Annotated in this window: 6 protein-coding genes; 5 read left to right on the plus strand and 1 reads right to left on the minus strand. The window is 64.1% G+C overall.

What is annotated here, in order from left to right; genetic code table 11:
• A partial coding sequence (locus VGD20_RS16040; RefSeq protein ID WP_331135402.1) for a LysR family transcriptional regulator occupies positions 1-897 on the plus strand: 897 nt, incomplete at its 5' end.
• On the opposite strand, the gene VGD20_RS16045 is transcribed toward VGD20_RS16040, so the two are convergent.
• Complete coding sequence (locus tag VGD20_RS16045; RefSeq protein WP_331135403.1) at positions 894-2303, minus strand: helix-turn-helix domain-containing protein; 1410 nt, start codon at positions 2301-2303, stop codon at positions 894-896. The genes VGD20_RS16040 and VGD20_RS16045 overlap by 4 nt on opposite strands.
• A gap of 211 nt (positions 2304-2514) precedes the next feature.
• On the opposite strand from VGD20_RS16045, the gene VGD20_RS16050 reads away from it, so the two are divergent.
• The 4 genes from VGD20_RS16050 to mce all read left to right on the plus strand — a co-directional run bounded on the left by VGD20_RS16050 (position 2515) and on the right by mce (position 5786).
• Entirely contained in the window at positions 2515-4047 is a 1533-nt protein-coding gene (locus tag VGD20_RS16050; RefSeq protein WP_331135404.1) for an acyl-CoA carboxylase subunit beta, read from the plus strand.
• Between the two features lie 93 nt (positions 4048-4140).
• On the plus strand, positions 4141-4869 hold the full coding sequence (locus VGD20_RS16055; protein WP_331135405.1) for a hypothetical protein: 729 nt from the start codon (positions 4141-4143) through the stop codon (positions 4867-4869).
• A gap of 21 nt (positions 4870-4890) precedes the next feature.
• Positions 4891-5349 carry an OsmC family protein gene (locus VGD20_RS16060; protein WP_331135406.1) on the plus strand — a complete coding sequence of 153 codons (459 nt, stop codon included), beginning with the start codon at positions 4891-4893 and terminating at the stop codon, positions 5347-5349.
• The gene (gene mce, locus VGD20_RS16065; protein ID WP_331135407.1) at positions 5346-5786 is read left to right on the plus strand and encodes a methylmalonyl-CoA epimerase; all 441 of its coding nucleotides are present in this window, start codon (positions 5346-5348) and stop codon (positions 5784-5786) included. Before VGD20_RS16060 ends, mce begins: the two co-directional genes overlap by 4 nt.
• The last annotated feature ends 102 nt before the right edge of the window (positions 5787-5888 follow it).

Raw genomic sequence — 5888 nt, forward strand, 5'->3', positions numbered from 1 at the left:
ATGGATAACCGGTTCGGCGATATCGAGACTTTCCTTGCCGTGGCGAACGGCGGCAGCCTTGCATCGGCCGCGAAGGCCCTGCGCCTGACGCCGTCGGCGGTCAGCCGCAGCATCGCACGGCTCGAACAACGGCTTGGCGTCACGCTGATGCGCCGCACGACGCGCTCGCTGGCGCTCACCGTCGAGGGACAGGCCTATCGCGACCGGATGAGCGTGCTGCTCGCCGATATCCAGGCGGTCGAGGCTGGCCTCGGCAGCGAGCAGCGCGGCCCGCGGGGCCTTCTCCGCATCAACGCCTCGCCCTCGATCGGCACGATGGGGCTGCTGCCGATCCTGCCGCGTTTCACCGCGCGCTATCCCGACGTCACCATCGACCTCGCATTGTCCGATACAATCGTCGACCTGGTCGAGGAACGCGCCGACATCGCGATCCGTATCGGCCCGCTTCGCGATACGCAGCTCCGCGCCAGGAAGCTTGGGCACAGTCGCATGATATTGGTCGCCAGCCCCGACTATCTGGCCCGCCGCGGCACGCCGGAGACGCCTGACGATCTTGAAGCGCATGACTGCCTGCGCTTCAGCTTTCGCCGCTCGGTCGACAGCTGGTCTTTCCGTGTCGGCGGCAAGACCGTGCAGCGCCCCGTGCACGGCAGCTTCTTCGGCAATTCGGGCGAGGTGGTGCGCCAGATGGCGGTCGCGGGCGGCGGGATTGCGCGGCACGGGCGCTTTCACGTCGCGCGGGATATGAAAGCGGGACGGCTCATCGAGGTGCTGCCCGATTTCAATCCGGGCGACGGCGAGGACATCCACGCGCTTTACGCACCCGAAGATCGGGCGGCGGCGCGCATCCGGGCGTTCCTCGACTTCCTCGACGAAGAGCTGGTGATCGCCCCCTAGCCGATCCGGTACGGCACGACGTCGCGCCGGTCGGGGTCGACGAGGATCGGGCGGTCGCTTGGCGGAAAGGCCCGCTGGTCGCAATCGTCGCGCGGGCAAATGCGGCACGACAGGCCGATACGCGTCGCGGCTTGCGGCGCAGCGACATCGACCCCGTCGGCGTAAACGAAATCCCCCGCATATTGCGCCTCGCATCCAAGCGCGACGGCATAGCGGCGCGGGCTGCGCGCATAGCTGCCCGAGGGTTTCACCAGCCCCTTCGCCATCGACACATAGCGCAGGCCATCGGGCGTTTCGGCAAGCTGGAACAGGATGCGGTCGGGGATCGCCGCGGCTTCGTGGACGATCCACAGCGGGCAGGCGCCGCCGAAGCGCGCGAATTGCAGCCGGGTTGCGCTGTGCCGTTTGGTGATATTGCCCGCCATGTCGACACGGCAGAAGAACATCGGGATGCCCCGCGCTCCGGGGCGCTGGAGCGTCGAGAGGCGGTGGCACGCCTGTTCGAAACTGACCCCATATTGCATCCGCAGCCGGTCGATATCGTGTCGCACGGCGCGTGCGCTGGCGCGGAACGGCGCGTAGGGCATCAGCACCGCGCCCGCGGCATAGTTGGCGAGGCCGACATGGAGCAGCTGGCGCGCCGCAGCGGTGCGGAGCGGCGAGGCTTCGACGACCGCTGCGATCTCGTTCGCAAGTGCGAGCGCTGCCAGTTGGTGCGCGAGCTGGAAGCGCCGGCTTTCGGCAGGCTGCGACGGGTCGATCACGAGATGCCGCATCGTCGCGTCGAAATCGCGCAGGCTGACAGTCTGCTGATAGATGATTGAAATGCCCAGCGCATCGCGTAGCCGCCGCTCGATCGTCTCGACCGCGGGCGAGGGGTCCTTGCCGCGGAGCTGCCCCGCCAGCGCCTCGGCCGCGCGGTCGATGCTGTCGACATAATTGCCGGCGTCGTGAAACCAGTCGCGCACCTCTTCCCACGGCAGGCGGCTTCCCTCGGCTGTGCCGCCGGTCAGCGCCTCGTCGATGATCTGCAGCCGCTGTCCCGCGCGGCGATAGGCGGCGTGGAGTGCGACGAACTGGTCGGTGAGTTGCGGCTGCTGCAGCGCCGCACGTTCGAGTTGCTCTGGTGGAAGCGGTGCGGCGGCGAACAGCGGATCGGCCGCGGCCTCGCGTAGCGCGCCGTGCCTGCGATCGCCGGCGTCGGCCGCAACCTCCTCCCATTCGAGCGGGAACAGTTTTTGCAGGCGATCGAGCAGGGTAGGGGTGAGCGGCCGGTCGTCGTGCTCGATCTGGCTGAGGTAAGAGACCGATATGCCGAGGACCGCAGCGAACTCCGCCTGCTTCAGGCCGCGTCCGATCCGGACTTGCCGTAGCCGCGTTCCGGCGAATATGCGTTGACGGGCCACCGAACAACACCCTCGACCGTCCCCGGCGCGGGTGCCGGAACGTGCCCCCTCTCCGTGGACTCAGAAAGACCACGCCCCGACACCATCAAGACGGAGCGAAGCGGGTCGAGCCATAATTTGCAAAGTTGGATTTTGCAAATTTGCAAATTCACATTTGCATGATGGCCAACGCACGGGCAGACGACGCTTTCCCATTCTGACGGAGAAGCCTGTGTCCGCCAATATCGCCGAAATGGAACGCCGCCGCGCCGCCGCCGCCCTCGGGGGCGGGCAGAAGCGCATCGACGCGCAGCACGCCAAGGGCAAGCTTACCGCGCGCGAACGGCTTCATGTGCTGCTCGACGAAGGCTCGTTCGAAGAGCTCGACACCTATGTCGAGCATAATTGCACCGATTTCGGGATGCAGGACCAGAAGGTGCCGGGCGACGGCGTCGTCACCGGATCGGGCACGATCAACGGCCGCCTCGTCTATGTCTTCAGCCAGGACTTCACGGTCTTCGGCGGCTCGCTTTCCGAGCGCCATGCCGAGAAGATCATGAAGGTGATGGACAATGCGATGAAGGTCGGCGCGCCGGTCATCGGCCTCAACGACAGCGGCGGCGCGCGCATCCAGGAAGGCGTCGCGTCGCTCGGCGGCTATGCCGAGGTCTTCCAGCGTAACGTGCTCGCATCGGGTGTCGTACCGCAGATCAGCCTGATTATGGGGCCGTGTGCAGGCGGTGCGGTTTACTCGCCCGCGATGACCGACTTCATCTTCATGGTGAAGGACAGCAGCTATATGTTCGTCACCGGCCCCGACGTCGTGAAGACTGTAACCAATGAGGTCGTTACGCAGGAACAACTCGGCGGCGCGATCACCCACACGACCAAAAGTTCGGTCGCCGATAATGCATTCGAAAACGACATCGAGGCGCTGCTCGCCGCGCGCGATTTCTTCGATTATCTGCCCGAGAACAACCGTAGCGGTGTTCCGGTCCGCCCGACCAGCGACCCCTTCGATCGCGCCGAGCCGAGCCTCGACACGCTGATCCCGCCGAACGCGAACCAGCCCTACGACATGCACGAACTGATCCGGAAGACCGTCGATGAAGGCGACTTTTTCGAAGTGCAGCCGGCCCATGCCGCGAACATCATCTGCGGCTTCGGTCGCATCGAGGGGCGTACGATCGGGATCGTCGCGAACCAGCCGCTCGTGCTCGCGGGCGTGCTCGACATCAATTCGTCGAAGAAGGCCGCGCGTTTCGTGCGCTTCTGCGACGCGTTCGAAATCCCGATCGTGACCTTCGTCGACGTCCCCGGCTTCCTGCCCGGCACGGCGCAGGAATATAACGGCATCATCAAGCATGGCGCGAAATTGCTCTTCGCCTATGCCGAGGCGACGGTGCCCAAAATCACCGTAATTACGCGCAAGGCCTATGGCGGCGCGTACGACGTGATGGCGTCGAAACATCTGCGCGGCGACCTCAACTATGCCTGGCCGACCGCTGAAATCGCGGTGATGGGCGCGAAGGGCGCGGTCGAGATCATTTTCCGCAGCGACATCGGCGACCCCGAAAAGATCGCGCAGCGCACGAAGGAATATGAGGACCGCTTCGCGAACCCGTTCGTCGCAGCATCGCGCGGCTATATCGATGAGGTCATCCATCCGCATAATACGCGCAAAAGAATCGCGCTGGGGCTGCGCAAGCTCAGGAACAAGAGCCTTGAGAACCCGTGGAAGAAGCACGACAATATTCCGCTTTGAGGCTGTGATGGCAGGCACAACATATTGGCGACGCAAAGGTCAGTAACGACGGGCGGCGATGCCGTCTTTCGAAGCCAATGACGAGGTTTGACAATGTTTGATGCTCTCCTGTTCTTTTCCGCCGCGATGGCGTCGATCGTCCCGAGCGAGCCGACCGCTGCCGACACGGCTTTGCCCGTCCAACTCGGCGACGAGGCGCAACCCGATCTCGACGAGGCCTTTATCGCGGCGTTCCAGCTTGGCGGGCCGCCCGCCGAAGTTGGCGAAGCGGTCCGCACGCTCGATGGCGAAGCCTATTATTTCAAGCCCGTCGCCATCCATGCGATCGGCGACGACATCTGGGCCTTGCTGAGCGTCGGTCATCAGGATGAAGCGGGACATGTCAGCACCGGCATCAACGCGATCCATTATCTGCGCGATACCGAAGGCGGCTGGCAGCGGAAGGGCGAGTGGTTCGGCAATGGTGCAACCGGAACCTTCGGTAATGGCGCGACCGCGTGGGGGTTCAGCCGTGCGCTCGGCAAGAACCCCTATCTGCTGACCTCCGGCGGGGGCGTGTGGCAGGGCTGCGCTGTCGGTTCGGCGGTGCTGACCGAACTGGCCCCCGACGCCCCGGTCGACCGCGGCAGCTTTACCGATAGCATGAGTTCGGGCGCGGGCGTCGGCCAGAAAGAACAGGAATATGACGGGAAGATCATTTCCGCGATTCCCGACAGGAGCTTTACCGTCGCCTACACCGGCACGCGTGCGATCCGGCAGAACTATGTTTTGAAGAACGGCAAATATGAACTGGTCGGCAAGGACCGGATTCCGGGGTGTTAAGGCGGGTCCGAGGATAGGAAAATGGCAAAATATCATGCGTTGATCGAATGGGAGGCGTCGTCCGCTGACGATGTTTTGGGAGGCAAGTACGGCCGTGGCCATCGCTGGACCTTCGACGAGAATGTGAGCGTTCCGGCTTCGTCGTCGAAGCATGTCGTGCCGTTGCCCTGGTCGGTCGACGCGGCCGTCGATCCCGAGGAGGCGCTGGTTGCCTCTGCGTCGAGCTGCCACATGCTGACTTTTCTCTATCTGGCCGCAAAGTCCGGATATGCGGTCCAATCCTATCGCGACGCGGCGGTCGGTACCATGGCAAAGGGCGATGACGGGCGCATCCAGATCACGCGCGTCGACCTTTCACCCGATATTATATGGCAAGGCGCGGCGCCCGACGCAGCGACGCTCGCGCAGCTGCACCATGATGCGCACGATCAATGCTTTATCGCCAACAGTGTCAAATTTCCGATCGAGGTGATCCAGTGAAACTCGGCCGTCTGAACCATATCGGCGTCGCGACGCCGTCTATCGCCGACAGCGTTGTTTTTTACCGCGACGTGATGGGCGCGACGAAGATCCACGAGCCGTTCGACCTGCCCGAGCAGGGCGTCAAAGTGTGTTTCGTCGATACACCGGGCGCCGATGGTGCACTGAACGGCACACAGATCGAGCTGATCGAGCCATTGCCGGGCAATGCGTCGATCGCCGGTTTCCTGCAGAAGAACCCCGCAGGAGGCCAGCATCATATGTGCTACGAAGTTCCCGACATTCATGCTGCCAAGGCCGAGTTCGAGGCGATGGGCAAGCGCGTGCTCGGCGAGCCGCGGATCGGGGCGCACGGGACGCCGATTTTCTTCCTGCACCCCAAGGATATGGGCGGGGTGCTGACCGAGATCATGGAGACGCCGAAGGGCGATCATTGATGATCTTCTACGACAGCCCCAATCCCGCGCCCAATCCGCGCCGCGTCCGCATCTTTGCGGCGGAGAAGGGCATCGACCTGCCGAGCGAGATGGTCTCGATCG

It is taken from the genome of Sphingopyxis sp., from assembly GCF_036402335.1.
Taxonomy (GTDB): domain Bacteria; phylum Pseudomonadota; class Alphaproteobacteria; order Sphingomonadales; family Sphingomonadaceae; genus Sphingopyxis.

Excerpts from the sequence above, each read along its gene's own strand:
- VGD20_RS16060 (WP_331135406.1), top strand. The coding sequence starts at position 4,891 with ATGGCAAAATATCATGCGTTGATCGAATGGGAGGCGTCGTCCGCTGAC.
- VGD20_RS16055 (WP_331135405.1), top strand. The coding sequence starts at position 4,141 with ATGTTTGATGCTCTCCTGTTCTTTTCCGCCGCGATGGCGTCGATCGTC.